Source organism: Streptomyces sp. NPDC047042 (assembly GCF_040644035.1).
In the GTDB taxonomy this organism is placed as follows: Bacteria; Actinomycetota; Actinomycetes; order Streptomycetales; family Streptomycetaceae; genus Streptomyces.
Window position 1 is genome coordinate 158,440 of record NZ_JBEYVP010000017.1, and the last position, 21,870, is coordinate 180,309.

Consider the following 21,870-nt stretch of genomic DNA (forward strand, 5'->3'; position numbering starts at 1 on the left):
GCGTGACTGAGATCCCGATCGGCCAGGCCGGTTCCCAGCTCGACGAGCTCGTCCGCCGCGCGGCGGACGGCGAGACGATCGCCCTCACCGACGACGAGGGGGTGACCGCGCTGCTGGTCTCTGCCCAGGTCGTCGCCGGCCTCGAGGACTCCCTGGCCGCTGCCGACTGCCGGCGCCGCAAGGCGGAGGGCACCCTCGGGCCGGGCATCCCGCACGCCGAGGCCGGGCGGAGGCTCGGACTCAGGCCGTAGGCGTCGGCTCCAGGAACTCCAGGCGGTTGCCCACGGGGTCCTGGGTGTAGAAGCGCAGGTGGCCCGGCAGGGTGTCGTCCCAGGTCACCCGCACCCCACGGGCCTCAAGGCGGGCCGCGTACGCCTCGATGTCCGTGACCCGCAGGCCGGGGTGGGCCTTGCGGGCGGCCCGGAATTCGTTCTCGACCCCCAGATGGAGCTGGACGCTCCCCGCCCGGAACCAGCAGCCGCCGCGCGCGGCGAGGACCGGCGGTTTCGGGATCTCGGCCATGCCGAGGACGTCGACATAGAACGCGCGCAGCTCGTCCTCCGCTCCGGCCGGCGCGGCCAGCTGCACATGGTCGATGGCGGCGATCATCGCCCGGCCCCCGCTCCCCCGCCCTTGCGGGCGACGGCGAACAGGCGCTGGAAGGGCAGCACGGTGCCGTACGGCTCCGTCGGGTACACGGCGCGCAGCAGGTCGCGGTACTCGGTGACGAACGCGTCCCGGGCCTCCGGGTCGTCCGCCAGGGCGGTGAGTACGGGCCGCAGGCCGGTCCCCTTGACCCAGTCGAGCACGGGGTCCTCGCCCTGCAGGACGTGGAGGTACGTCGTCTCCCACACGTCGGTCTCGCAGCCGAGGCGGGCGAGGCGGTCGAGGTAGACGAGGGGTGCGTGGACGGAGTCCTCGCGGCGCAGTACCTCGCCGAGGCGGCTTTTCCAGCGGGCGCCGGTGCCCAGTTCGCGCATCAGGGCGTGCAGGGGCGCGTCGAGGTTGTTCGGCACCTGGAAGGCGAAGGTTCCGCCGGGGGCCACGGCGTCGAGCCAGGCGGGGAAGGCGTCGAGGTGGCCCTCGACCCAGTGGAGGGCGGCGTTGGAGACGATCAGGTCGTACGTCTCGGTGGGCGTCCAGCGTGAGGCGTCGGCGTGGGCGAAGTCGAGGTGTCCGCCGCCGGCGGTGGGGCCCGCGTACCGGGCCGCCTGTTCCAGCATCGGCGCGGAGTTGTCGTAGCCGGTGATGTGGGCGGTGGGCCAGCGGTCGGCGAGGACGGCGGTGACGTTGCCGGGGCCGCAGCCGAGGTCGGCGATACGTGGATGCCCCTCGGGCTGTCGCGTGGGGAGGTCGGGGATGCGGGCGAGGAGGTCGGTGAAGGGGCGGGCGCGGTGGTCGGCATGGCGGAGGTACTGGGCGGGGTCCCAGGTGGGGGTCGTCATGGCAGCCACCTTCCCGCCGAAAGTATCTCGATGTCAAGAGACTTGATGCCAAGAGACTTCACATCGACACAACCACTACACTGATCGCCATGGAGGACGAGGTCGATCGGCTGGTCTCCGCGTGGCGCCGGGAACGCCCGGACCTCGACGTGGAACCGCTCGAAGTGCTCAGCCGGGTCAGCAGGCTCGCCCGGCATCTGGACCGTGCGCGCCGGCTGGCGTTCGCCGAACACGCTCTGGAGCCCTGGGAGTTCGATGTCCTGACCGCGCTGCGGCGAGCGGGGAACCCGTATCAGCTCTCCCCCGGGCAGCTCCTCACCCAGACCCTGGTCACCTCCGGCACGATGACCAACCGTATCGACCGGCTGACGAAGAAGGGCCTGGTGGAGCGTCTTCCCGACCCCAGCGACCGGCGAGGGGTGCTGGTGCGGCTCACACCGGAGGGCCAGGACAGGGCTGATCAGGCGCTCGCGGGTCTGCTGGACCAGGAGCGCGCGATCCTGGCGGAGCTGTCACGCGCGCAGCGGGCCGAACTGGCCGCGCTGTTGCGCCAGTTGACGGCGCCGTTCGACAACATCCCCGGCTGACCGAACCCGGGGGTGGCTTGTCGCCGGTCAGGCGCTGCTGCTCTCCTCGACCGCGATGCGTGTGCCGTGGCCGAGGTCGGCGGGGCCGACTCCGGCGCGCCGGGCGAGGGCGACGGCGGCGAGGGTGGAGTGGACGCCGAGTTTGCCCAGCACGTTCTGCATGTGCGTGCGCACGGTGTGCGGGGAGAGGAACAGGCGTTCGGCGACGGCTTTGCGGCCCAGTCCGGCGACCATGCAGCGCAGCACTTCGCGTTCCCTGGGCGTGAGCGACTCGACGAGCCGTTCGCTCTCGGTGCGGTGTTTGCGGGCGGCGGTCAGTTCGCGCAGCACGCCGGTGAGCAGGGCGGGCGGCAGATGCGTCTCGTCGCGCAGCACGCCCCGGATGACGGTCAGCAGCCGGGACAGCGAGCAGTCCTTGGCGACCCACCCGGAGGCACCCGCCTGCAGGGCGAGCGCGGCCCGGCGGGGGTCGTCCTTCTCGGCGAGGACGACGGTCCGTACGTGCGGATGGCCCGTACGGACGCCCGCGACCAGGGAGATTCCGTCGACCAGCCCTTCCTCGTTGCCCTCCTGCACGGGCACCGCCGGGCGGGCGCCCGGCACATTGCCGCCCAGGTCGGAGTCGACGAGCAGGACGTCGAACCGGCGGCCCTCGGCCACCGCGCGCTCCAGACTGCGCAGCGCGGCGGGACCGCTGCCGGCGGCGGAGACGTCGACGTCCGGCTCCGCGGCCAGTGCGGCGGCGAGAGACTCGGCGAAGATGCGGTGGTCGTCGACGACCAGGACTCGGATGCGAACCACTGAAACCCCCTTCCCCGAGCTCCTCAAGAGCTGGGGACACCCAATCGTCGGGGGGACAACCCGTGCGGACACGACGCCCGGAGCAGTCCCCGGCTGCTGTTGCCGGCCTGGGACGGGGCCGCGGTCACCGACCGCACGGCCGCCGCCGTGCGATGACTGCTACCCCCGCTCCGGGCGTCGTACCCGGCTGTCTCGCCCCCTGATCAGCACCGGCCCCCACCGGTGCTGTTCATCAGGGTACGGCTGGGAGGCAGGAGCGGAAGGTAATTCGCAGAACTGATTGGCCAGCGCGTTTATGGTGTGCCGCATGTTTCGTATGGAGACAGAAGTCGACAAGGAATGGCTGTCCCTGCTCCGGTCGCGGTTGCGCGAGGCGAACACGGCGGCGTCACCTGTCCTGCGCGCCCTGCGGGGCACCCCTGCCGAGCGGGAACTGCCGCTGCACGTATGGGCGTTGGACGAGGAAGGAGACCTGGCCGGAGGCCTGGTCGGCCACACCTGGACGACGTGGCTGCATGTCACGTACCTCTGGGTGGACGCCCGCCACCGGGGCGCGGGCCTGGGCTCCCGGCTCCTCGCGGAAGCGGAGCGCGTGGCGCAGGAGGAGCGCGCGTGCGACCACGCACGCCTGGAGACGTGGGACTTCCAGGCACCGGACTTCTACCGGAAGCAGGGGTACGAGGTGGTGTGCGTGATCCCGGACTATCCGCCGGGGGTCACGGAGTACACGCTGACCAAGCGGTTGCCCGCAGGGGCTTGAGGGGCGGTTGGTGTGCCTCAGAGTTCCTCGAGCGCTTCCAAGCTGATGTCGACGTCGATGTCATAGGGGACTGTGAGCTTGAGACGGTCGTGGTGGATGCCGGTGAGGGCGTACGTCTTGTTCACGGGGTCGATCTCGTAGGCACGGACGACCGGGTGCTGGGTGGGGTCGGCCATCTCGACGAGCCAGAAGTACGGGATGCCTGCGGCGGCGTACTTGCGGGGCTTGGTGTCACGGTCGCGGGCTTCGGAGTCGGGGGAGACGACTTCTACGGCGAGCAGGACGTCCTTGGCTTCGAACCGGGTCAGCTTCGGTCCGGTGACCGCTTCCGCGCGGATGACACTGACGTCTGGCTCCGGACCGTTACGGCGGTCCAGGACGACGGTCATCTCGCGGCGGACCTTCAGCCCCTTGGGAACCGTTCGGCGCAGGCCGGTCACCAGCAGGTCGATCATCGTGCTGTGAAAATCCCGCTGCGGACTCACAAAAACCAGGCTCCCGTCGATCAGCTCGGTGTGCGGCGGGAGGTCGGGGAGCGTGAACAGGTCGTCCACGGTGTATCCGTCCTGGGGCGGCACCGGCCAGCGGCAGCCGGGCTCAGCGGTCGGCTCGGCGACGGGCTCGGCGACGGGCTCGGCGGTCATGATTCCTCCCATGGACGGAATTCTCGGCCTGCCCTCTCACGGTAACGGGCGGATTCCGAAGCCGTCATCACAAAGGGTGACGTGGCCATCAGGAGCCCTGATCTTCGTCCGTGACCATGTGGACGAGGGTGTCGACGAGTTCGTCGGCGGTGGTGTGCCACTTGTCTGTGTCGAGGTGGCCGCTGAGCTCCATGCCCGCGATGCCGTGGGCGCCGGCCAGCAGCAGGGCGCCGTAGCGCCGTGCGTTCCGCTCTCCCGCGAGGGCGGCGACGATGTCCAGGAACTCGTCCTGAAAGCGTTCGGCCGCGCGGTCGGCCACGGCCGGGTCCCCTTCCGGCCCGCACAGCTGACGCCGGATGCGATCCATCCCGTCGCCGAGTTGCCCAGGAAGGTTCGCGCGCCGCCTGAACAACACCTGGTACAGGTGCGGCTGCCTGCGCCCGACGTCGATGAGGGCGCAAAGAGCGCCGCGCAGCTTCTCGGAGGCGGACAGGGCCGGGTCGGTCCGAAGGGCGTGCACCTGGTCGCCGATCCGTTCCCAGCTTTCGGCCGCGACGGCGGTCAGCAGGCTGTCCTTGCCCGTGAAGTGCCGGTACGGCGCTCCCCGGGTCACGCCTGCCCGTGCGCCCACCTCGCGCAGGGTGACCGCTTCGGGGCCGCCGAGGTCGAGGAGTTCGGCGGCCGCGTCGAGCAGAGCGCGGCGGGTGGCGGCGGCGGACTCGGCACGGGTGGTCATGACGCCCATCATACAGTTGACAGTGTCATCTGAACCGGTACCGTAGCCAAGGTGACATCGTCATCTGAAACCCAGAAGCTGATCGTCGTAACCGGAGCCTCCACGGGCATGGGCGCGTCAGCCGCCCGCGAACTGGCTCGCCAGGGATTTCACGTCCTGGCCGGCGTGCGACGCGACCGTGACGCCGACGCCATCCGATCGACCGGCGTCGAGCCGGTCATCCTCGACATCACCGAGTCCGAGCAGGTGGAGGCACTCGCCGCGCGGGTCGCCGACGACCCGCGGGCGCTGCACGCGCTCGTCAACAACGCCGGCGTCCAGGTGAACGCCCCGGTCGAGGCCCTGCCGATGACGGAGTGGCGGCGGGTGTTCGAAGTCAACCTGTTCGGCCACATCGCCGTCACCCAAGCGCTCCTGCCCGCGCTGCTGCGCAGCAAGGGTCGTGTGATCAACATCAGCTCGGTCGGCGGCAAGTACGCCATGGCCACCTACGGCGCCTACGCCGGCGCGAAGTTCGCCCTGGAGGCGGTCAGCGACTCGCTGCGCCGGGAGGTCGCTCCGCTGGGCGTACAGGTGGTCGTGGTCGAACCCGGCGGCGTCCGCACGGAGATGGCTGCCCGCGGAGTCGAGACGGCGAACCACCTGGCTGCCCGGATGACGCCGGAACAGGACGAGCGCTACGGCAGCCTGGTCCGGGCGAACAACAAGTTGATGACCTCGGGCACCGCTTCAGGCCTGACCGCCGACGCCGCCGCCCGGGTCATCGCGAGGGCCGTGACGACACGCAGACCGCGCACCCGGTACACCGCCGGCCGGGATGCCGCCCTGATCATGCGCCTGGGCCCGATGCTGTCCGACCGCACGCTAGACCGTATCCTCGCCGCCAACCTGCGCCGCCACTACCCGAAGGCAGCCGTTGGCCGATGAGGACTCCGCGAATGACTCAGTCCCCTGTGGTGCGACCACCGATGAGCTCACAGCCGACGGCCCGCACAGCGTGCGCGCTCGCTCTGTGAGCCCGACAGTCCATCCGGCTTCCCTGGCGATCCGCTGGAAACAGTCGGCCAGGGAATCCTCGCGAACCCCTCGGCCCGCCGTCACCGGACCCGCCGCGCCCCCGCCGAAGGCACCGCCGCGAACACTCGGGGTGCTGTGTAACCGGCGGCGGCGAATGCCTCCTCCACCGCCTTTGCGATGCGGTCCGCTTCCCCCGCCTCGACCAGGACGATCGCCGAGCCGCCGAAGCCGCCGCCCGTCATGCGGGCGCCCAGGGCGCCGGACTCGACCGCTGCGAGGACGACCAGGTCCAGCTCGGGGCAGGAGACCTGGAAGTCGTCGCGGAGGGAGGCGTGGCCCTCGGTGAGGATCGGGCCGATGGCGCGGGTGTCGCCGCCGGATTTCAGGAGGGCGACCACGCGTTCCACGCGGTGGTCCTCCGTGACGACGTGGCGGACCAGGCGCCGCACCTCTTCGTCCGCACCGGCGTCGGACAGTTGGGCCAGGGCCGCGTCCAGGTTCTCGTACGCGACGTCCCGCAGGGCGGTCACGTCGAGCAGGGCCGCGCCCCGCTCGCAGCCCGCGCGGCGCTTGCCGTACTCGCCCTCGCTGTGGGAGTGCTTGACCTGCGTGTCCACGACCAGCAGGCGCATGCCCTCGGCCGCCAGGTCGAAGGGGATCTGGTCCTGGGAGAGGTCCCGCGTGTCGAGGAAGAGGGCGTGGCCCTCTGTGCAGCATGCCGAGGCCGTCTGGTCCATGATGCCGGTCGGGGCGCCTACGTACACGTTCTCCGCGCGCTGGCAGAGGCGGGCCAACTGCCAGCCCTGCAGGCCCAGTTCGTACAGGTCGTTCAGGGCCAGGGCGACCACCACCTCCAGTGCCGCCGACGACGACAGGCCCGCGCCCGTCGGTACCGTCGAGGTGAGGTGGATGTCAGCGCCGGCGGAGACCGACTCGTGGCCCGCGTCCAGCAGCGCCCAGATCACGCCCGACGGGTACGCCGTCCAGCTCTTGTCCGACTCGGGGGCAAGGGCGTCGACCCGCAGCTCTACGACCCCGCCCTCGATGTCCGACGAGTGCAGGCGTACGACGCCGTCCGTGCGGCGGGAGACCGCTGCCAGGGCCGTGTGCGGGAGGGCGAAGGGCATGACGAAGCCGTCGTTGTAGTCGGTGTGCTCGCCGATCAGGTTGACCCGGCCGGGCGCCGCCCACACTCCCTCCGGTGCCGATCCGTACAGCTCCTCGAAAACCTCGGCGACCTCGGCAACCTCGGCGACATCCGCAGTCGTCATGCCCTCTACCTCTTGCCTCTCGTATGTTCCAGTACCGCGTACCGCTAGTTACCGCTGTGCCGCTGCGCGAACTCCCAGGCGTCCGCGACGATTCCCGCCAGGTCGGCCCGGGACGGGTTCCAGCCGAGGCGGGTCCGGGCCCGGTCGGCGGAGGCGACCAGGATCGCCGGGTCGCCGCCCCTGCGCGGGGCCACGACCTCCGGGATCGGGTGGCCGGTGACCCGGCGTACCGTCTCGACGACCTCGCGGACGGAGAAGCCCTCGCCGTTGCCGAGATTGCAGATGAGGTGTTCGCCCGCTGTGGCGGCGTCGAGGGCCAGCAAGTGGGCGTCCGCCAGGTCCGCCACGTGGATGTAGTCCCGTACGCAGGTGCCGTCGGGGGTCGGGTAGTCCTCGCCGTAGACCGAGATCGCGTCCCGCTTGCCCTGCGCGACCTGGAGGACCAGGGGGATCAGGTGGGACTCGGGGTCGTGACGCTCGCCCTGGGTGGCGTACGCGCCGGCCACGTTGAAGTAGCGCAGCGACACCGCGGCCAGGCCGTGGGCCGTCGCCTCGCTGGTGATCATGTGGTCGACGGCCAGCTTGGTGGCCCCGTAGGGGTTCGTCGGGGACGTGGGGGCCGTCTCGACGATCGGGGTCGTCTCCGGCTCGCCGTACGTCGCGGCGGTCGAGGAGAAGACCAGCTTGCGTACGCCGGCCTCCCGCATCGCCGAGAGCAGCGCCATCGAGCCGCCGACGTTGTTGTCCCAGTACTTCTCGGGCTTGACGACCGACTCGCCGACCTGGGAGGAGGCCGCGAAGTGGAGCACGCCGTCGAAGGAGGCGTCCAGCCACTTGGCCGCGTCCTTGATGTCGCCCTCCACGAACGTGGCACCTGCCGGGACGCCCTCCCGGAAGCCCGTCGAGAGGTTGTCGAGGACGACGACCTCGTGGCCGGCCTCCAGCAGATGCTGGGCGACCACCCCGCCGACATAGCCCGCACCGCCGGTGACCAGGTACTTACCGCTCATCAACTCGCTACCTCTCGCAGTCGCTGGGCCGCGGACTCCGGCGCGATGTCGTTGATGAACACGCTCATCCCCGACTCGGAGCCCGCGAGGAACTTCAGCTTGCCGGAAGTACGTCGAATGGTGAAAAGCTCGAGGTGCAGCGCGAAGTCGTCGCGGTTGACGCCCTCGAACTCCTCCAGCATGCCGAACGGCGCCTGGTGCCAGGCCGCGATGTACGGCGTCGGCGGCTCACCCTCGCCGAAGATCCGGTCGAAGCGCCTCAACAGTTCCAGGTACACCTTGGGGAACTCTGTGCGGGCGTCCTCGTCGAGCCCGAGCAGGTCCGGGACGCGGCGGCGCGGGTAGAGGTGCACCTCGTAGGGCCAGTGGGCGGCGTACGGCACGAAGGCGACCCAGTGGTCGGTGGACAGGACGAGGCGCTCGCCCGCGAGTTCCTTCTCGACGATGTCGTCGAAGAGGTTCTCGCCGCCCGTCGCCTCCTTGTGCGCGGCCACCGAGCGGAGCATCAGGGCCGTACGGGGGGTGGTGAAGGGGTACGCGTAGATCTGGCCGTGGGGATGGCCGAGGGTGACGCCGATCTCGGCGCCGCGGTTCTCGAAGCAGAACACCTGCTCGACGGCGGGGAGGTGGGACAGCTCCGACGTCCGGTCGGTCCACGCCTCCAGGACCAGCCGCGTCTGCTCCTCGGTGAGGTCGGCGAACGTCGAGTTGTGGTCGGAGGTGAAGCAGACCACCTCGCAGCGCCCGGAGTCGCCCGCCAGCGAGGGGAAACGATTCTCGAAGACGACCACGTCGTACGACGAGTCCGGGATCTCGCTCAGCCGGTCGCCCTGGGTCGGGCAGAGCGGGCACTCGTCGGCCGGGGGGTGGTAGGTGCGGCCCTGGCGGTGCGAGGCGATCGCCACGTCATCGCCGAGCAGCGGGTCCCGGCGTACCTGCGACGTGGTGACGGTGCGCTCCAGGGGGCGCCGGTCCACCGCGTCACGCACTGTGTCGTCGCGCAGGTCGTAGTAGATGAGCTCACGACCGTCGGCGAGCCTCGTCGAGGTCTTCTTCACGCCGGACTCTCCATCCGTACCCATACCTAGCTTCAAACAGAACCGAACACATCAAATCATAAATCCACAACCATGGGTATGGCCATACCGTCCGTGAAAGCCGTTCGCGCAAGGCGTCCACGACACATGAGCGGAGCCGGAGTTCACGGGAACTCCGGCTCCGCGGTCTGGAAGGCGACGCTTGTCAGAAGGCGCCCGGTTCAGGGGGCGGCGAGTGCTGCTGCACGGGGCCCGCCCGGTCCAGCAGTCCCGTACGGGCCGCCAGCGCCGCCGCCTCCAGCCGCGACCCCACTCCCAGCTTCATCAGCACCCGCTGGACATGCGTACGAGCCGTACTCGGGGCGATCCCCATGCCGGCCGCGATCAGCCGGGTGTCCTCGCCCTCGGCGACCCGGACCAGGACCTCGACCTCCCTCGGCGTGAGCATCTGCAGGAGACGCTGGCCCTCGTCGTCGGGCTGGGCGGCGGGGTTGAGCAGTTCGCTGAACGCACCTTGGAGGAGTTGCGGAGCGACCGCCGCCTCGCCCGCCCTGGCCTTCATGATGGCGCGCTCGACGCCTTCTATCCGCTCGTCGTGACGCACGTACCCGGAAGCCCCCGCGGCGAAGGCGGCGGCGATGCCGCGCGGGCTGGGCACCGGGCCCAGCACCAGGACCGCCACCTGCGGACGCTCCCGCTTGATCCGCACCACCGGGTCGAACATGCCCGGCTCGGCCGGTGTCGCCGTGCCCAGCAGGCACACCTCCGGCGCGCGGGTGATCACCAGTTCCGCCGCGCCCGCGGCGGGCGCCGCCGCGGCGAGCACCCGGTGCCCGCGCAGCTTCAGCGCCGAGGCAAGAGCCTCGGCGAGGAGTCGGTGGTCGTCGACCACCATCAACCGCACACCCATCGAGCCACCCCCCAGTCCCCCCAATGGTTGTCCCCTTCTGGATGCCCATTGGTCCACACGGAAGGGAGCCCCCCGGCTCCCCCCGCTTTCTATGCCCCCGGAAGCTACACGCTTGTTCGACGTTGCGCTTCCCCTACTGGTGAGAAGTGCCCCGGATCGCCGAAATTCCTCGCATTCGAGGGTGATGAGTAGTAAGTGCCGTGCCCCACCCCTGAACAGGGAGGCAAGCAGGGTAGTGGGCAGGCGGGCTCAGTTCGAGCCGGTGCCGTACGCGATCGCCAGATACCTGGGCCCGCCTGTGCTGGAGGGCTTGTGGGCGTAGACCTGGGACATGTAGAGGCGGCCGTCGGCGTAGATGATCTCGGCGAAGTCGGGCTGCATGCTGAACTCGACCTCGCGCACCGCCTTCGTCGCCGGGTTCCGCATGAGCGTCGTCTGCGCGAAGGAGCCGCTGTCGATGCTGACGACCTCGCCGCCCTTGTCGTAGGGCGGGCGCTTGTACGCGATCACGTTGCCGTCGGCCATGGTGAGCGGGGAGATGGTCCAGCCGTCGCCTGCGTCGGCCCGCTGACCGTCCAGTTCGCCGGTGGCGAGGTCGAAGGCGACGATCTCGTTCGTCTTGCTGTACTCGCCGGTGCCGTCGTGGCTCTCGGTCGGGAGATACAGCTTGTCGTTGCCGACGGCCAGCTTGGTGCAGTACTCGATCCGCGAGACACCCTCGCACTCGGCGGCGTACTTGTCGCCGGGCGCCGAGATCTTCGTACGCAGCCGGCCGCTCTTGTTGTCGATGGAGAAGAAGTCCGAGATGCCGCTGCCGTCCCCGGCGGAGCGGTTGATGTCGGCGGCCACGACCAGCGGGTTCGTCGACACGATGCTGGCGTCCTCGATGCCCTTGGCCATCGCGTACTCGGAGAGCACCTTGCCGGAGACGGGGTCGATGGTCTGGATGGCCAGCTGCCGGGCGCCGTACGAGCCGCACTTGCGCACCGCGACGAGTTTCTCGCCGCCGCCGTAGCCCGCGTCGTAGCAGGAGTCGCCGGGCTTCGGGGCCCACAGGGACTTGCCGGTGATGTCGAAGGCGGCGCCGCCGCTGGTGCTGCCGACCGCGACCGTGTTCGCGCTGATCGTCACGTTGTCGAGGTTGATCACCTGGTCGCCGGACTTGACCGTCCGCGTCCACAGCTTCTTGCCTTCGTCGAGGTCGATCGCCGCGACCTGGCTGCAGCCGTGCGAAGGCTTGTCCTTGGTCGGCATGGCGGGCTCGTACACGATCGCCGTCTGGTGGCCGGCGGTGGTGTGGCGGCTGGCCTCGCAGACCGGGCCGGGCAGCGGGACCGTCCAGAGCCTGGTCCCCTTCACGGGGTCGTAGCCGACGATCTCGGCCCGGCCGCTCTTGGCGTACACGGTGTCGGTGAGCCAGGAGCCGACGACGGTGGCGCTGTTCTCATCGGCGCCGACGGCGGGCTCGGGGACCTGGAAGAGGACCTTGGAGGCGGTGTTCGCGGGCGCCTTGTCGGCACCCTTGTCACCTCCGGCGCCCTCGCCGCCCTCGCCGCCGCCGGTTCCCGCCGTGGCACCGGCGGTGTTGTTCTTGTCGCCGGCCTTGTCGTCCGCCCGGCCGTCCTTGGAGGAGGAGTACCAGACACCGCCGCCGATGATCAGCGCGATCGCGGCGACGGCCGAGACGATGATGACCGCCTGGGCGTTCAACTTCTTCTGGGGAGCTGGAGGTTGAGGGGGATGGACGGGCTGTGGCTGCTGCGGGTAGCTGTAGCCGTACGGCGGTTGGGGCTGCTGCGGCTGTTGGGCGTACGGGTTCGGCTGCTGGGCGTACGGGTTGGGCTGCTGGGGATAGCCGTAACCGGGGGGCGGCGGGGGCTGGTTGGGCGGCGGCGGGGGCGGCGGCTGGGTCATGACGTGCGTACCTCGGGAGCGGAGAGAAGAGAGGGGAGAAGCGAGCGGAGAGCGGAGGGAGCGGCGGGGTTTGTTACTTGCCGTAGGCGAGCATCAGCTTCTCCTTCAGCTCGTCCCTGCCGCTCAGCCGGGTGGTGGAGAGGTAGAAGCGGCCGTCGGCCCAGTCGTACGCCTTGGAGTAGAAGCCGTTCTCGACGTCGGCGGCTGCCGTCGGGTTCTTCAGGAGCGTCGTCGGGGTGTGGCTGTTGCCCGTGACGGGGATCGACACGACCTGGCCGCCGGCGTCGTACGACGGCTCGACGTACGCGATGAGCCGGCCGCCCTCGATCTTCAGCGGCAGCATGGTCTCCGCGGCCGGTGACTTGACGCGCCACTTCTCCTTGCCGGAGGCGAGGTTGATCGCGACGATCTCGTTGGCTTCGCCGGTCTTCGCCTCGGTCGGCAGATAGAGGGTGTCGGCGTCGGCGGCGACACCCTGACAGCCCTGGAGGTCGCGTTCGAGAAGCGCCCAGCCGCACACCGGTGCGAAGGACTCGTTGACGGAGACCTCGGAACGGAAGCTGCCGTCGGCCTTGAGCGTGGAGATGTTCCACGACTTCTTGTCCTCGTCGGTGAGGTAGAGGACGACCGGATCGACGGAGTACGTCCGCCCGACCCGCCAGCCCTTCGGGATCGGCCGGGTCCACCTGGCCGCTCCGGTTCGCGGGTCCAGTTCCTGCACCTCGTCGTGCTCGGTGGAGGTGGAGGCCCCGCAGGACGACACGACGATCAGCTTCGCGCCGCCCGCGAAGGCGGCCGGGAAGCAGGCGGCCCCGTACTTCACCTTGTCGAACAGCTTGCGGCCGGTGTCCAGGTCGTACGCGGTGCCGGACTGTGAACGCCCGACCATCAGGGTCTTCCCCGTGAGGGTCAGTTCGACGCTGAGCGCGCTGTCGAACAGGGCTCCGTCGGCGACCTCACCGCTCCAGCCCTTCGCACCCGTGTTCAGGTCGAGCAGCTGGAGCTTGTTGCACTTGGCGCGCGAACTGGCGCCGCTCATATAGGCGACCACGATCTTGTCGTCGGCCGACTTCTGCGGGGTGACGGCGCAGATCTTCTGCGGGAAGGTGATCGGTCCCCAGGCGGTGTTCCCGTTCCCGACCCGGAACGCGAACACCTGCTTGTACGCCACCTTCACGGCCACCTTGTCGGTGATCCACATGCCGTTGGCGTCGGCACCGGAGGCGGGCGCGTCCGGTGCGTCCTTGGACCAGAGCACCTTCGCCTCACCGGCCTGGCGGCCCGCGTTGAGGTTGTCGGGGTCGGCGCCGGCCACATCGCCACCGTCGTCGCCGCCGCTGTCGTCACCGGGGTTGACGGGCCCGGAGGCGGGCACGGGCAGCTTGGGGTCGGCCAAGGCCGGCTTCTTGTCGTCACCGTCGCCGCTCGTCACAGCGAACACCGTGCCCCCGACAACGAGCAGCGCGGCGACCGCGGCCCCGAGCATCAGCGCGGGACGCCGCTTGAGGGGGCTGCCGTTTCGGTCGCCTGAACCGCTGCCGGGTGGCAGCTGCGGCGGCGGGGGGACGGGGGCGCCGGGGAACTGAGGGGGCTGCTGCTGGCCGGGGTAGCCGAAGCCGGGGGCGGCGGCGTGCCCGTAGGGGCCGGACTGGGTGCCGTACGGGGCGGGTTGCGTCCCGTAGGGAGCGGGTTGGGCGGCGTAGGGGGCGGGTTGCGTCCCGTACGGGCCCGAGTCGGCCTCGTACGGGCCGGACTGGGCGTCGTACGGGCCGGGTTGCGTCCCGTAGGGGCCGGGTTGGGCGTCGTACGGGCCAGGTTGGGCGTCGTACGAACCGGACGGGGTGCCGTACGGGCCGAATGGGGTGCCGTGCGGGCCGGACTGGGTGTCGTGCGGGCCGGGTTGCGTCCCGTAGGGGCCGGGTTGGGCGTCGTACGGGCCAGGTTGGGCGTCGAAGGGGCCGGACGGGGTGCCGTACGGACCGGACGGGGTGCCGTACGGGCTGGAGGTTGACGGCGGGGCATAGGGGGCCGGCGCGGAGGCGGGCGCCGGGGCGGAGGCGGGCTGCTGCGGGTAGCCATCGCCGGGCTCGGGCGTTGGCGGGGCCGGGGGCAGGGGTGGCCGGCCCTGCGGGGGCGGTGGGGTCCCGTACGGCATCGCCTGCTGCGGAGTGCCCGGCGGCACGCCCGGCCCGCCCTGGGGGGCCGGAGACGCCTGGGGCTCCTGGGGGACCTGGGGCGCCTCGGGCGGCTGCGGCGGTACCTCCGGCGGCGGGCCGAAGCCACCCTGGGGCGGCCCGTAGGGAGGCCCCACGGGCGGTTGGCTGGGCGGCTGGGTCATCAGCGCGCTCCCCCTTCAGCTGATTTTTAGCCACGCCCTGAGGAACGCGGAAGGCGCGGAGAGGCGCGGACAGGCAATGGAGCCGCGCGGGAACCGCACTCGGATACGTATACGTGCTCAGGGAGTTCTCAGAGGGCTCTTTCTACCACTCCGTGGCACTCCCGCACCGGACCGTATCCGCCCCCGCCCGCCTCTGTTCCCAAGGGCGAACCGGCCCGTGATGCCACTGTTATGCGCGTTCACGTGCCCTTCACGCCACGTCTGTGAACTTCACGCTTCGCGCGGGTTGGCCCCTGTGCACCTCCGTGCCACCTGTTCCTCGACTGTCCCCCTCGACTGCTCCTCGACTGCTCCTCGACTACGACTCGTCCGCGAGTTCCAGCCACCGCAGTTCCAAGTCGTCGCGTTCGCCCGAGAGTTCGCGAAGTTCGGCGTCGAGTTTGGCGACCTTCTCGAAGTCGGTCGCGTTGTCGGCGATCTGGGTGTGCAGCTTGCTCTCCCGCTCGGAGATCTTGTCCAACTGCCGCTCGATCTTCTGGAGTTCCTTCTTCGCGGCCCGGACGTCGGCGGCGCTCTTCTCGGCGACGGGCCTGGCGGCGGGGGCGGCGGCCTGGATCGCGGCAGCGGCGACCTCTTCCATCCTCTGCCGCCGCTCGAGGTACTCGTCGATGCCGCGCGGCAGCATACGGAGGGTGGCGTCGCCGAGGAGGGCGAAGACGCGGTCGGTGGTCCGCTCGATGAAGAACCGGTCGTGGGAGATGACGACCATGGAGCCGGGCCAGCCGTCGAGGAGGTCCTCGAGCTGGGTGAGGGTCTCGATGTCGAGGTCGTTGGTGGGCTCGTCGAGGAAGAGGACGTTGGGCTCGTCCATGAGGAGGCGCAGGATCTGCAGCCGCCGCCGCTCACCACCGCTCAGGTCCCCGACCGGGGTCCACTGCTTCTCCTTGCCGAACCCGAACGTCTCGCACAGCTGCCCGGCGGTCAGCTCGCGCCCCTTGCCGAGGTCGACGCGGTCGCGGACCTGCTGCACGGCCTCCAGGACCCGCAGGTTCGGGTTGAGCTCGCCGACCTCCTGGGAGAGATAGGCCAGCTTGACGGTCTTGCCGACGACGACCTTCCCGGCGGCGGGCTGCTGCTCGCCGTCGCTGCGGGAGGCCTCGGCCATGGCGCGCAGGAGGGAGGTCTTGCCGGCGCCGTTCACCCCGACGAGGCCGATGCGGTCACCGGGGCCGAGCTGCCAGGTGAGGTGCTTGAGGAGCACCTTGGGGCCGGCCTGGACGGTCACGTCCTCGAGGTCGAACACGGTCTTGCCGAGCCGCGAGGACGCGAACCGCATCAGCTCGCTGCTGTCCCGGGGCGGCGGTACGTCGGCGATCAGCTCGTTGGCTGCCTCGACGCGGAAGCGCGGCTTCGACGTACGGGCGGGGGCCCCGCGGCGCAGCCAGGCCAGCTCCTTGCGGACGAGGTTCTGCCGCTTGACCTCCTCGGTGGCGGCGATGCGCTCGCGCTCGGCACGGGCGAAGACGTAGTCGGTGTAGCCGCCCTCGTACTCGTACACGGCGCCTTTCTGCACGTCCCACATGCGCGTGCAGACCTGGTCGAGGAACCAGCGGTCGTGGGTGACGCAGACGAGCGCGGAGCGGCGCTCGCGCAGATGCCGGGCGAGCCAGGAGATGCCCTCGACGTCGAGGTGGTTGGTGGGCTCGTCGAGAACGATCAGGTCGGGCTCGTCGATGAGCAGCTTGGCGAGCGCGATGCGGCGCCGTTCACCACCGGAGAGCGGCCCGATGACGGTGTCGAGCCCCTGCGGGAACCCGGGGAGGTCGAGCCCGCCGAAGAGCCCGGTGAGTACGTCCCTGATCTTGGCGTTTCCGGCCCACTCGTGGTCCGCCATGTCCCGGATGACCTCGTGGCGGACGGTGGCGGTCGGGTCGAGCGAGTCATGCTGCGTGAGCACGCCGAGCCGCAGTCCGCCGGAGTGGGTGACGCGCCCGGTGTCGGCCTCCTCCAGCTTGGCGAGCATCCGGATGAGGGTGGTCTTGCCGTCGCCGTTGCGCCCCACGACACCGATCCGGTCCCCCTCGGACACCCCGAGCGAGATCCCGTCGAGCAGGGCACGGGTCCCGTACACCTTGCTGACGTTCTCGACATTGACGAGGTTGACGGCCATTTCGCTCCTGAGGTGGGGTGGATCGACCTTCCAGGGTAGTGGGCCGGGTGGGTGAGGTCGGCGGGCGGATTCCCCGGGGTCACGAAGGAGCGCGGCGCGGCCACTGTCAGCGACGGGGTATGGACTGTCTCAGGAGCCGAGGAACACCGTGCAGGTCCCCGAGCGCTCGAAGACGGCTCCGGCGACCTTCGGCAGCTTCGTTCCCTTCGCCCGTACGTAGGCCGGGCTGGCGTCCGGTGCGAACCCGGCGTCCATCGCCTCGGTCAGTACCTCGTCGGGGGTCTTCTTTCCGGCGGGGACGAGCTGGTTGTCGCCGGTGAACGCGGGCACGCGGTCGCACGCGAGCGAGAACTCGACTCTGAACGGATATCCGTCCAGCGCCTTGAGGGCTCCGTAGGTGATGTCCCGCGCCTCTGCCGGAAGCCGGACCTGGTGATCGGCCAGAGCCTGTTCGAGGCTGACATCGGCGGCATCCGACGGAGACTCGTACGGAAAGGGCCCGGCCTGCTCGGCCGAGTGCAGCCCGCCCACGTCACAGGCGGCAAGGCTCGCGATGAGCAGTACGCCCACGAGGAGGGCGGGTATCCGGGTCAGGCTGTGGAACACGAGTCTCCTCCTGGCCGATGGGGAATCCAGGGGGACGGTACCTGTTGGGCGCGAGGGGGTGGTTGACGGCGGGGGGTCGGGGGCTACTCGCCCCGCTGCCGCGGAATCACCGCGGGGCCGGGAGCGGGGGAAGGGGAAGGGGCGGGCACCGGTGTCGGCAGCTCGTGCCCGTACTCGTCCTCGTGCACCGGCATGTCGTCGCGCAGCAGGTTCTCCGGGATGAGTACGGCCGCGGTGACGCCGCCGGTCGGGGAGTTGCGGAGTTCGACGCGGAGGCCCTGGCGGTCGGCGAGGCGGTTCACCACGAACAGGCCGATCTGTTTCGCGTCGAGGAGGTCGACCTTCTCCGAGCGGAGTTTGCGGTTGGCGTCGGCCAGTGCGTCCTCGTTCATGCCGAAGCCGCCGTCCTCGACCTCGATGACGACACCGTCGCGCATACGGGCCGCGCGCAGCTGCACCTTGGTGCTGGGCGGGGAGAACGAGGCCGCGTTCTCGACGAGTTCGGCGAGGAGATGGATGACGTCGGCCACCGAGCCGCCGTGCAGGGACACGCGCGGGGCCGCCCAGATCTGGACGCGGTTCGCGTCCTCGATCTCGGCCACCGCCGCGCGCAGGGTGTCGCCCAGCGGAATCGGCTCCCGCCAGCCGCGGCCGGGCGCGATGCCGGACAGGATGAGGAGGCTCTCGGAGTGGCGGCGCATCCGGGTGGCGAGGTAGTCGACGCGGTACAGCTCGTGCAGTTCGGCGGGGTCGCGCGGGCGCTGCTCGAGGTGGTCGAGGATGTCGAGCTGGCGGTGCAGCAGCACCTGGCTGCGGCGGGCGAGGCTGACGTACACGCCTGAGATGCCGCTGAGGAGTTCGGCGCGCTCGGAGGCCGCCTTGAGTGCCGCCCGCTGTACGGCGGTCAACGCGGTGCCGACCTGGGCGAGTTCATCTCCGGCGAGGCGTCGCATCGGGGCTTCGGCGTCGATGTCGACGCCGTGTCCGGCGTGCAGTCGCCGCATGGCCTGCGGGAGCCGGCGGCCGGCGACTTCGAGGGCGGAGTTTCGCAGGTCGAGCAGTTCGACGATGAGGCCGCGCCCGACGGAGACGGAGACGAGCAGGGACAGCAGTACGCCGACCAGGCCCAGGACCACGGCGATCCCGGAGGCGCCAAGGGTGTCCCAGCCGAACGGGTTCGCCTTGGCGGCGGCTGCCGTACCGGCCTCGGTCTCGGCCTTGGCGAGGGAGGTCAGTACGGCGTTCGCGGAGCCGTCCCAGCCCTTCAACAGGCCGTCGGTGACGGCCGATCGGCCGGGTCCGGCACTGAGTACGCGGTTCTCGATCCCCGCGAGCCGACCGTAACTGTCGCTCTCCAGAAGGGTGTTGTACGCCTTCTGGTGCTCGGGCCGCAGATCGGCGACCGCGGGCTTCAGCAGTCCCCGCTGGACGGTGACCGCGCCGACGAAGAGCGCGTACTGCTCGGCGGTGAGTTTCCCGGCGGCGCCGCCCGCCGCGAGGAGCGCCTGCTCCTGGGCCAAGGCCTCGCGGGCGCGGGAGAGTTCGAGGACGACGCGGGGTTCGGAAGCGGTGGTGGTGCTGTTCTCCCCGGTGAGCGCGCCGGTGACGGCGAAGGCGTCCTCGATGATGCCCGTGTAGGCGGTGTAGGCGGTGTACGTGGTCTGGGTCGCGCTTTTTGTCCTGCGCAGCGCGTTCAGGCCGTGCGCGTCGGCGGTGAGTTTGCCGAGGCGGTCGGGGAGGGCGGAGTTGAGGAGTGCGGCGTCGGAGCTGGTGGCGTTGACGCCGTCGAGCAGGGCGTCGGAGGCGTTGTCGGTGGCCGCCTGGGCCCGCGTCAGGATCTCCCCGTCGCCGGCTGCGGCGGCGGTCCGCTCGGCCTGTATCGCGGTGACGAAGTCGGCGACCGGGGCGAGGAGTTCGGAGTTGACCTCCTTGGCCCGTTCGGCGTCACCGATGGTGGACGCGGTGGTGACCGCGGCGAAGCTCCACAGAGCCATGAGCGAGACGACGGGCAGCATCAGCAGGGCGACGATCTTCGCCCGAACGGATCGGGGCCGCAGTCGCCGGACGGCATGAGCCATACGCATGGTGAACCTCGTTGCCTGTATACCCCGGTCGCCTATCCAGCCCGTCCGGCGTTTGAGGACGAGCGCGTTCAGCGCGAAAGCGGGGGTCTGGGGGCGGCAGCCCCCAGGGATGGGACGGGTAGGGGCGGCGGGGGCGAGAAAAAGGTCAGGCGGTGGACAGCTCGACCTCGCGGAGCAACTCCGCCGCGACCGCCGCCTCCGCCCGCTTCCCCGTGGGCGACAACGCGACATACGCCGAGGCAAGGAACAGGAACGACCCCAGCAGCACGGCCAGCGGGAACAGGAACTCGGTGGCCGTGGCCCCCGCCAACTCCGCACTGCTGGGCGCGAGCGTGACCTCGACCGCGAACATCGCCGTGTAGTGCATGCTGCTCACCGCGAGCCCCATGACCAGCGCGGCGATCGTCGCCAGCACGGGCCCGCGCACGATCAGCGTGAGCGTGAGCGCGGCGGTCGCGGCGACGACGGCGATCGCGACGGAGGCGATGACGAGCAGCGGGTCGTACGAGATGTCGCCGTGCAGGTTGAGCGCGTACATACCGGCGTAGTGCATGGCGGCGACGCCGAGGCCGGTGCCGAGGCCGCCGAGGACGACGGACCTTACGGGGGAGCGGCCGTACCCGGCGGTGAAGACACCGGCGGCGACGACCGCGATCGCGGTGAGGAGGCTGAGGACGGTCAGCGGGACGTCGTAGCGGATGGGGGTGCCGGTCACGCTGAAGCCCATCATCGCGACGAAGTGCATGGTCCAGATGCCGGACCCGATGGCGACCGAGGCCAGCGTCAGCCAGTTGCGCTTGGAGACGCCGTCGGATTCCAACGCCCGTACGGTGCAGCGCAGTCCGAGTGCGGAGCCCAGGCAGGCCATCGCGTAGGAGAGGACGGGGGTGACCCATCCGGCGCTGAAGTGGTCCATGTGGCCCATGGGGAGTTCCTCTCGACCGAGACGCGGGCAGCGGGCAGCGGGCAGCGGACCGCGCTCGGGAAGTACCGCCGGTGGCAGGAGCCCGGCGAATGGCTGATCAACTCCCCTGGTCACTTCCGACGGTTACTTCCGACGGTTACTTCCGACGGTTACTTCCGAAACGGACCAAGGGGGTGACTGACTGTCCTCGACTACCGTGGGCCAGCTAACAGTTGACCAGCATGTTTGCTCATATTCATCAACGAGGGGCCGGCTACCGCCGACCCCTCGACACCCTTCCTGTTACTTGCCGGCGGCGACGGCCGTGCGGACCTCGCCCAGCAGGTCGTACATGGTCTGGCCGGGGCAGTCGGTGGCCAGCCAGTCGCGGTGGCCGCTGATCGCGTTGACGTCCTTCGTGACCCCGTTGACCGGGTTCACATAGGTCAGCTCGGCCTGCGGGTCCAGGCCCTTGTAGCGGGCGATCACCTTGATCAGGCGGATCAGGGACGCCTTGGCCGCGTCCGTCGGCGGCTGGTCGACCAGCGTGCCGATGAGGGCGATGCCGAGGTTGCCGGAGTTGAAGCCGCCGGTGTGGAAGGCGGTGACGAGCTTGCCGTCCTTGTCGAAGGCCGGGATCGGGTCGTCGCCGGAGTAACGGCCCTCGTACACGGCGCCCGCCTCGTCGATGAGGAAGTGGTAGCCGATGTCGCCCCAGTCGAGGGTGATCGCGTGGTACTCGTAGATGCCGCGCACGGTCGACGCCGGGTCGGGGTCGGCGTTCGGGGTGTCCGTGTGGTGGACGGTGACCGTCTGGAACGGGTAGTACGCCTCGGGCGAGTTGACCTTGCCGTCCTTGTACCGCTTGGACTCGTCGGCGCCCCACGCCGGCCGCGACAGGTACTGCACGCCGCGCACCCGGGTCGGCTCGGTCGGCACCCGGAAGGTCTTGCCGGCCCCGCCGGTCGTGTCGATCGCCAGCGACCGCGCCGCGCTCGCGCTCACGCCGTCCGGCAGCTTCAGCTCGTACGCGGTGGCGTCCCCCGCCGCCACCAGCTTCGTGCCGCCGCCGTCGACGGTCGCGCAACCCCCGCTGAACTCCTGCCACTTGCCGGGCGAGGAGGCGCCGTCCGCGAACTTGATCCCGGCGCCGTCGGCCGTACCGGTCCAGCGCACACCGACGTACGAGATCGCGAAGGCCGTGTTGGCCTGGGCGGTTCCGGTGGCGGCCTCGGTACGAGTCGCCGGGAACTTCTGCGGCTCGGTACCGGCGGTACCGGTGGTGCCGGACGCGCTGTCCGTCGTACCGGAGGCCGAACCGTCGCTCGAACCGGCCGAGGAATCCTCACCGTTGGTGGCCGCGAAGACCACCGGGGTGAGCGCGCCGCCGACGGCGACGGCACCTGCGGCGCCGATCATGCCGCGCCGGGTGAGGGGGACTTTCCGGCGATGGGTGGGGGGAGGTACGGACACGGAGATGCCTTCCAAACGTGCTGGGGGAGTTGGCAACTCAAGGGGGACCCCACGCCGTGCGCGCTCATCCAGCTCGTACGGAGCTCCGCGACGGCGAGTGCTTGAAGTTGAAAAGACCCTACGCGTCACGCCGGTCCGTCCGCGTCGCTCCATGCCAAGGAAC

The 21,870-nt window shown here is 70.4% G+C and carries 20 protein-coding genes; 4 read left to right on the plus strand and 16 right to left on the minus strand.

Features of this window, described 5'->3' with window-relative positions:
* The first annotated feature begins 2 nt into the window (after nucleotides 1-2).
* Entirely contained in the window at nucleotides 3-251 is a 249-nt protein-coding gene (locus tag ABZ855_RS21425) for a type II toxin-antitoxin system prevent-host-death family antitoxin (RefSeq protein ID WP_360809006.1), read from the plus strand.
* On the opposite strand, the gene ABZ855_RS21430 is transcribed toward ABZ855_RS21425, so the two are convergent.
* Together ABZ855_RS21430 and ABZ855_RS21435 are read right to left on the minus strand one after the other, a co-directional pair.
* Nucleotides 241-609: a VOC family protein gene (locus ABZ855_RS21430; RefSeq protein WP_360809008.1), complete on the minus strand. Its 369-nt coding sequence runs from the start codon at nucleotides 607-609 to the stop codon at nucleotides 241-243. The two genes, ABZ855_RS21425 and ABZ855_RS21430, sit on opposite strands and share 11 nt — an antisense overlap.
* The gene (locus ABZ855_RS21435) at nucleotides 606-1,445 is read right to left on the minus strand and encodes a trans-aconitate 2-methyltransferase (RefSeq protein ID WP_360809010.1); all 840 of its coding nucleotides are present in this window, start codon (nucleotides 1,443-1,445) and stop codon (nucleotides 606-608) included. The genes ABZ855_RS21430 and ABZ855_RS21435 overlap by 4 nt, the downstream gene beginning before the upstream one ends.
* Nucleotides 1,446-1,534: 89 nt before the next feature.
* Here ABZ855_RS21435 and ABZ855_RS21440 point away from each other — a divergent pair, with 89 nt between their 5' ends.
* A complete protein-coding gene (locus ABZ855_RS21440; RefSeq protein ID WP_319212342.1) occupies nucleotides 1,535-2,032 on the plus strand; it encodes a MarR family transcriptional regulator in 498 nt (165 codons plus the stop codon).
* 27 nt (nucleotides 2,033-2,059) lie between these two features.
* Here ABZ855_RS21440 and ABZ855_RS21445 read toward each other — a convergent pair whose 3' ends face one another.
* Nucleotides 2,060-2,833, minus strand: coding sequence for a response regulator transcription factor (locus tag ABZ855_RS21445; RefSeq protein WP_360809012.1), 774 nt, complete (start codon nucleotides 2,831-2,833; stop codon nucleotides 2,060-2,062).
* A 295-nt stretch (nucleotides 2,834-3,128) separates the two neighbouring features.
* Between ABZ855_RS21445 and ABZ855_RS21450 the strand changes: the two genes are divergently transcribed.
* On the plus strand, nucleotides 3,129-3,593 hold the full coding sequence (locus ABZ855_RS21450; protein ID WP_360809128.1) for a GNAT family N-acetyltransferase: 465 nt from the start codon (nucleotides 3,129-3,131) through the stop codon (nucleotides 3,591-3,593).
* Between the two features lie 17 nt (nucleotides 3,594-3,610).
* Here ABZ855_RS21450 and ABZ855_RS21455 read toward each other — a convergent pair whose 3' ends face one another.
* Both ABZ855_RS21455 and ABZ855_RS21460 read right to left on the minus strand, forming a co-directional pair.
* The gene (locus ABZ855_RS21455; protein ID WP_360809014.1) at nucleotides 3,611-4,237 is read right to left on the minus strand and encodes a Uma2 family endonuclease; all 627 of its coding nucleotides are present in this window, start codon (nucleotides 4,235-4,237) and stop codon (nucleotides 3,611-3,613) included.
* Nucleotides 4,238-4,325: 88 nt separating this feature from the next.
* Entirely contained in the window at nucleotides 4,326-4,973 is a 648-nt protein-coding gene (locus tag ABZ855_RS21460) for a TetR/AcrR family transcriptional regulator (protein ID WP_360809016.1), read from the minus strand.
* A gap of 51 nt (nucleotides 4,974-5,024) precedes the next feature.
* On the opposite strand from ABZ855_RS21460, the gene ABZ855_RS21465 reads away from it, so the two are divergent.
* Nucleotides 5,025-5,900, plus strand: a complete 876-nt coding sequence (locus ABZ855_RS21465) for an SDR family NAD(P)-dependent oxidoreductase (RefSeq protein ID WP_360809018.1) — start codon at nucleotides 5,025-5,027, stop codon at nucleotides 5,898-5,900.
* Between the two features lie 170 nt (nucleotides 5,901-6,070).
* Here ABZ855_RS21465 and galK read toward each other — a convergent pair whose 3' ends face one another.
* From galK to ABZ855_RS21520, 11 genes are all read right to left on the minus strand, one after another.
* Nucleotides 6,071-7,261, minus strand: a complete 1,191-nt coding sequence (gene galK / locus ABZ855_RS21470) for a galactokinase (RefSeq protein ID WP_360809020.1) — start codon at nucleotides 7,259-7,261, stop codon at nucleotides 6,071-6,073.
* A 44-nt stretch (nucleotides 7,262-7,305) separates the two neighbouring features.
* Nucleotides 7,306-8,271 carry a UDP-glucose 4-epimerase GalE gene (gene galE / locus ABZ855_RS21475; RefSeq protein ID WP_360809022.1) on the minus strand — a complete coding sequence of 322 codons (966 nt, stop codon included), beginning with the start codon at nucleotides 8,269-8,271 and terminating at the stop codon, nucleotides 7,306-7,308.
* A complete protein-coding gene (galT, locus tag ABZ855_RS21480; protein ID WP_360809024.1) occupies nucleotides 8,271-9,329 on the minus strand; it encodes a galactose-1-phosphate uridylyltransferase in 1,059 nt (352 codons plus the stop codon). Before galT ends, galE begins: the two co-directional genes overlap by 1 nt.
* A gap of 184 nt (nucleotides 9,330-9,513) precedes the next feature.
* A complete protein-coding gene (locus tag ABZ855_RS21485) occupies nucleotides 9,514-10,218 on the minus strand; it encodes a response regulator transcription factor (RefSeq protein WP_360809026.1) in 705 nt (234 codons plus the stop codon).
* A gap of 249 nt (nucleotides 10,219-10,467) precedes the next feature.
* A complete protein-coding gene (locus tag ABZ855_RS21490; RefSeq protein ID WP_360809027.1) occupies nucleotides 10,468-12,132 on the minus strand; it encodes a PQQ-binding-like beta-propeller repeat protein in 1,665 nt (554 codons plus the stop codon).
* 73 nt (nucleotides 12,133-12,205) lie between these two features.
* Nucleotides 12,206-14,470: a PQQ-binding-like beta-propeller repeat protein gene (locus ABZ855_RS21495; protein WP_360809029.1), complete on the minus strand. Its 2,265-nt coding sequence runs from the start codon at nucleotides 14,468-14,470 to the stop codon at nucleotides 12,206-12,208.
* 358 nt (nucleotides 14,471-14,828) lie between these two features.
* Nucleotides 14,829-16,640: an ABC-F family ATP-binding cassette domain-containing protein gene (locus tag ABZ855_RS21500; protein ID WP_360809031.1), complete on the minus strand. Its 1,812-nt coding sequence runs from the start codon at nucleotides 16,638-16,640 to the stop codon at nucleotides 14,829-14,831.
* Between the two features lie 129 nt (nucleotides 16,641-16,769).
* Nucleotides 16,770-17,246, minus strand: a complete 477-nt coding sequence (locus tag ABZ855_RS21505) for a hypothetical protein (protein ID WP_360809033.1) — start codon at nucleotides 17,244-17,246, stop codon at nucleotides 16,770-16,772.
* 83 nt (nucleotides 17,247-17,329) lie between these two features.
* Nucleotides 17,330-19,330 (minus strand): nitrate- and nitrite sensing domain-containing protein, encoded by a 2,001-nt coding sequence (locus tag ABZ855_RS21510; protein WP_360809035.1) that lies wholly within the window; start codon nucleotides 19,328-19,330, stop codon nucleotides 17,330-17,332.
* A 145-nt stretch (nucleotides 19,331-19,475) separates the two neighbouring features.
* Nucleotides 19,476-20,255 (minus strand): MHYT domain-containing protein, encoded by a 780-nt coding sequence (locus ABZ855_RS21515; RefSeq protein WP_360809037.1) that lies wholly within the window; start codon nucleotides 20,253-20,255, stop codon nucleotides 19,476-19,478.
* Between the two features lie 282 nt (nucleotides 20,256-20,537).
* Nucleotides 20,538-21,653, minus strand: a complete 1,116-nt coding sequence (locus ABZ855_RS21520; protein WP_360809039.1) for an N-acetylmuramoyl-L-alanine amidase — start codon at nucleotides 21,651-21,653, stop codon at nucleotides 20,538-20,540.
* Between the last annotated feature and the right edge of the window lie 217 nt (nucleotides 21,654-21,870).

What these genes read in the sequence shown, in the direction of transcription:
- ABZ855_RS21430 (WP_360809008.1), bottom strand. Translation starts at nt 609, where the DNA reads ATGATCGCCGCCATCGACCATGTGCAGCTGGCCGCGCCGGCCGGAGCG.
- ABZ855_RS21435 (WP_360809010.1), bottom strand. Translation starts at nt 1,445, where the DNA reads ATGACGACCCCCACCTGGGACCCCGCCCAGTACCTCCGCCATGCCGAC.
- ABZ855_RS21440 (WP_319212342.1), top strand. Translation starts at nt 1,535, where the DNA reads ATGGAGGACGAGGTCGATCGGCTGGTCTCCGCGTGGCGCCGGGAACGC.
- ABZ855_RS21450 (WP_360809128.1), top strand. Translation starts at nt 3,129, where the DNA reads ATGGTGTGCCGCATGTTTCGTATGGAGACAGAAGTCGACAAGGAATGG.
- ABZ855_RS21455 (WP_360809014.1), bottom strand. Translation starts at nt 4,237, where the DNA reads ATGACCGCCGAGCCCGTCGCCGAGCCCGTCGCCGAGCCGACCGCTGAG.
- ABZ855_RS21460 (WP_360809016.1), bottom strand. Translation starts at nt 4,973, where the DNA reads ATGACCACCCGTGCCGAGTCCGCCGCCGCCACCCGCCGCGCTCTGCTC.
- galK (WP_360809020.1), bottom strand. Translation starts at nt 7,261, where the DNA reads ATGACGACTGCGGATGTCGCCGAGGTTGCCGAGGTCGCCGAGGTTTTC.
- galE (WP_360809022.1), bottom strand. Translation starts at nt 8,271, where the DNA reads ATGAGCGGTAAGTACCTGGTCACCGGCGGTGCGGGCTATGTCGGCGGG.
- ABZ855_RS21485 (WP_360809026.1), bottom strand. Translation starts at nt 10,218, where the DNA reads ATGGGTGTGCGGTTGATGGTGGTCGACGACCACCGACTCCTCGCCGAG.
- ABZ855_RS21490 (WP_360809027.1), bottom strand. Translation starts at nt 12,132, where the DNA reads ATGACCCAGCCGCCGCCCCCGCCGCCGCCCAACCAGCCCCCGCCGCCC.
- ABZ855_RS21495 (WP_360809029.1), bottom strand. Translation starts at nt 14,470, where the DNA reads ATGACCCAGCCGCCCAGCCAACCGCCCGTGGGGCCTCCCTACGGGCCG.
- ABZ855_RS21500 (WP_360809031.1), bottom strand. Translation starts at nt 16,640, where the DNA reads ATGGCCGTCAACCTCGTCAATGTCGAGAACGTCAGCAAGGTGTACGGG.
- ABZ855_RS21510 (WP_360809035.1), bottom strand. Translation starts at nt 19,330, where the DNA reads ATGCGTATGGCTCATGCCGTCCGGCGACTGCGGCCCCGATCCGTTCGG.
- ABZ855_RS21515 (WP_360809037.1), bottom strand. Translation starts at nt 20,255, where the DNA reads ATGGGCCACATGGACCACTTCAGCGCCGGATGGGTCACCCCCGTCCTC.
- ABZ855_RS21520 (WP_360809039.1), bottom strand. Translation starts at nt 21,653, where the DNA reads ATGATCGGCGCCGCAGGTGCCGTCGCCGTCGGCGGCGCGCTCACCCCG.